The organism is Streptosporangium vulgare (genome assembly GCF_042428775.1).
Lineage (GTDB): Bacteria > Actinomycetota > Actinomycetes > Streptosporangiales > Streptosporangiaceae > Streptosporangium > Streptosporangium vulgare.
Genome location: NZ_JBHMBS010000078.1, coordinates 1 through 3,350, shown reverse-complemented (window position 1 = coordinate 3,350; position 3,350 = coordinate 1). Strand labels below are relative to the sequence as shown.

Sequence of the window (3,350 nt, the reverse complement as noted above, 5' to 3'; positions counted from 1 at the left end):
GATCCACCCGCACCGGCCGAGCCGGAGCGAAGAACGCATCCCAATCAACCGCGATACCACGAACCTGCAACTGCCCCAACGCCCTGACCAGCGTCCGCGCCTCATCCCGATCCTTACGGCAAGCCGCGACGAACACACCATCCTCGACACTCTGCTGAGCCAGCGCGGTCAACGTGGTGTCCGGGCCGACCTCCACGAACACATTCGCCTGACAGGCGGTGACTCCGTCGGCGAAACGCACCGCTTCACGTACGTGCCGCACCCAGTACGCCGGGTCGGTGAGCAGTCCTGGCTCGGCGAGACGGCCCGTCACATTGGAGACGACAGGGATGGTCGGCTCGTTGAAGGTGAGGGTGGAGACGATCTGCTCGAATTCGGCGAGCATCGGCTCCATCAAGGGTGAATGGAAGGCGTGCGAGACCCGCAGCCGTCGAGTGCGGGCGCTCACCAAGCCCGCGATCTCCTCCACCGCAGCCTCGCCACCGGAGATGACCACGGCCTGCGGGCCGTTCACGGCGGCGATGCCGACGTCCTGGCGGCCCTCCAGCAGCGGAAGGATCTCGGCCTCGGGAGCGACGATGGCCAGCATCGCCCCACCCTCCGGCAACGCCTGCATCAGCCGGGCGCGGGCGGTGACGAGGGCACACGCGTCGGGCAGCGAGAGCACACCCGCCACGTGAGCAGCCGCGATCTCCCCCACCGAATGGCCCACCAGCACATCCGGCGTAACGCCCAGCGAGGTGAGCAACCGATACAGCGCCACCTCGAACGCGAACAGCGCCGGCTGGGTCATCCCCGTCTCGGCCAGCACACCGTCAGGATCGGAGAACATCACCTGACGCACGGGATGCGGCAGCAGCGCGCAGACCTCGTCCAACGCCTCGGCGAACACCGGGAAAGCCGCCGCCAGCTCACGGCCCATCCCCACCCGCTGACTGCCCTGACCGGCGAACAACATCGCCAACCTGCCACCACCGGCCGCGGCCCCCGGCGTCGTCGTACCGTCGGCCAGGGCACGCAGGCCCGCCACCAGCTCGATCTGGTCGGCGCCCACCACGACCGCGCGCTGCTCCAGCAGCGCCCGGCCCGTCGCCAGCGTCCAGGCCGCGTCGGCCGGGTTCAGCTCAGGACGCTCCTCCACCCAGGTGGCGAGCCTGGAAGCCTGGCCTCGCAGCGCCTGGGGAGTCTTGGCCGAGACCAGCCACGGCGTCACCGGCAGCTCGACAGCGTCCGCCTTGGCCTCGGGCTCCGCCGGACCCTGCTCGATGATCACGTGCGCGTTCGTGCCGCTGATCCCGAAGGACGACACCGCGGCCCGGCGCGGACGGTCCTCGATGTCCCAGGGACGGGCCTCGGTGAGCAGTTCTACCGCACCCGCCGACCAGTCGATGTGTCCCGACCGCTCCTCGGCGTGCAGGGTCCGCGGCAGCGTCCCGTGCCGCATCGCCATCACTATCTTGATCACGCCACCGACACCCGCGGCGGCCTGGGTGTGACCGATGTTCGACTTCAGCGACCCCAACCAGAGCGGCCGGTCCTCGGGACGGTCCTGGCCGTAGGTCGCGATCAGCGCCTGCGCCTCGATCGGGTCACCGAGCACCGTGCCCGTACCGTGCGCCTCGACCACGTCCACGTCCGCGGGCGAGAGATTCGCACTGGCCAGGGCCTGACGGATCACCCGCTGCTGCGAGGGACCGTTCGGCGCCGTCAACCCGTTGCTCGCACCGTCCTGGTTGACCGCGCTGCCCCGGACGATCGCGAGGACCTGGTGGCCGTTGCGCCGCGCGTCCGAGAGCCGCTCGACCAGGAGTACGCCGACACCCTCGCCCCAGGCGGTGCCGTTCGCCGCGTCGCCGAAGGACTTGCACCTGCCGTCGGGGGCCAGGCCGCGCTGCCGGGAGAACTCGATGAAGGTTCCGGGCGTCGACATGACCGTGACACCGCCCGCGAGGGCCAGGTCACACTCGCCCGAGCGCAGTGCCTGCGCCGCCAGGTGCAGCGCGACCAGCGACGACGAGCACGCCGTGTCCACGGTCATCGCCGGTCCCTCGAACCCGAAGGTGTAGGAGATCCGGCCGGACACCAGGCTTCCGCCACTGGTCGAGGCGGGAGCGCCGAGGCCGTAGTCGTGGTACATCAGGCCGGCGAACACGCCCGTCCGGCTGCCACGCAGTTCGACGGGACTGACACCGGCCCGCTCCAGCGCCTCCCACGAGGCCTCCAGCAGCAGCCGCTGCTGCGGGTCCATCGTCAGCGCCTCACGCGGGCTGATCCCGAAGAAGCCGGGGTCGAACTCGGCGGCGTCGTACAGGAAACCGCCGTGCTTCACGTAGGAGGTGCCCTCGCTCTCCGGGTCCGGGTTGTAGATCCTCTCCATGTCCCAGCCCCGGTCGGCGGGGAACTCGGAGATGGCGTCCGTACCGCTGGCCACGAGGTCCCACAGCCCCTCGGGCGACAGCACGCCGCCGGGGTAGCGGCAGGCCATGCCCACGATCGCGATCGGCTCGTCGTTCGGCGTCCCGGCCGTCATGACCGACGCGATCGCGGACGCGGCGCCGGTCAGCTCCGACCCCACGTAGTCGGCCACCGCTTGAGCGGTCGGGTAATCGAAGATCAGCGTGGCCGGCAGCCGGAGTCCGGTGACGGCGCCGATCCTGTTCCTGAACTCGACAGCGGTGAGGGAGTCGAAGCCGAGGTCCTGGAAGGCGCGATCCGGCTGGACGGCCGTCGCCGAGGCGTGCCCCAGCACCGTCGCCACTTCCTGGCACACCAGGTCGGACAGGAGCGACCGGCGTTCCGCGGGCTCCATCGCGGCCAGCCGTCCCGCGAGGCCGTTGAGGGTGCCCGCTCGTGGCAGTACCGTCCGGGCCGGGTTCCTGCCCGGGGCGAACCGGGCGGCGACCAGCGCCGGCCGGTCGTGGCGCAGAGCGGCGTCGAACAACGCCAGCCCGTCGGCAGCCGACAGCGGCTTCAGGCCCATGCGCTCCATGCGGCGTACGTCGGCCTCGGTCAGTTCCTCCGCCATCCCGCCGATCACCCACAGGCCCCAGGCCAGCGAGGTGCCCGCCAGTCCCCGCGCCCTGCGGTGTTCGGCCAGGGCGTCGAGGAAGGCGTTGGCCGCCGCGTAGTTGCCCTGCCCGGGACCGCCCAGCGCTCCCGCCACCGAGGAGAACATCACGAACGCCGACAGATCCAGCTCCCGGGTCAGCTCGTGCAGGTGCCAGGCGGCATCCGCCTTGGGCCGCATGACCCCGTCCAGCCGCTCGGGGGTGAGCGCGGTGATCACACCGTCGTCCAGGACTCCGGCCGCGTGCACCACACCACTCAGCGGCTGACCGGCCGGAATACCC

1 protein-coding gene is annotated in these 3,350 nt (G+C 71.0%); it reads right to left on the bottom strand.

Translation table 11 applies throughout. The features are described 5' to 3' along the window. Positions 1-3,316, bottom strand: a 3,316-nt coding sequence (locus ACFFRH_RS43980; RefSeq protein WP_386164118.1) for a type I polyketide synthase, incomplete at its 3' end; no start/stop codon positions are given. Positions 3,317-3,350 lie beyond the last annotated feature (34 nt).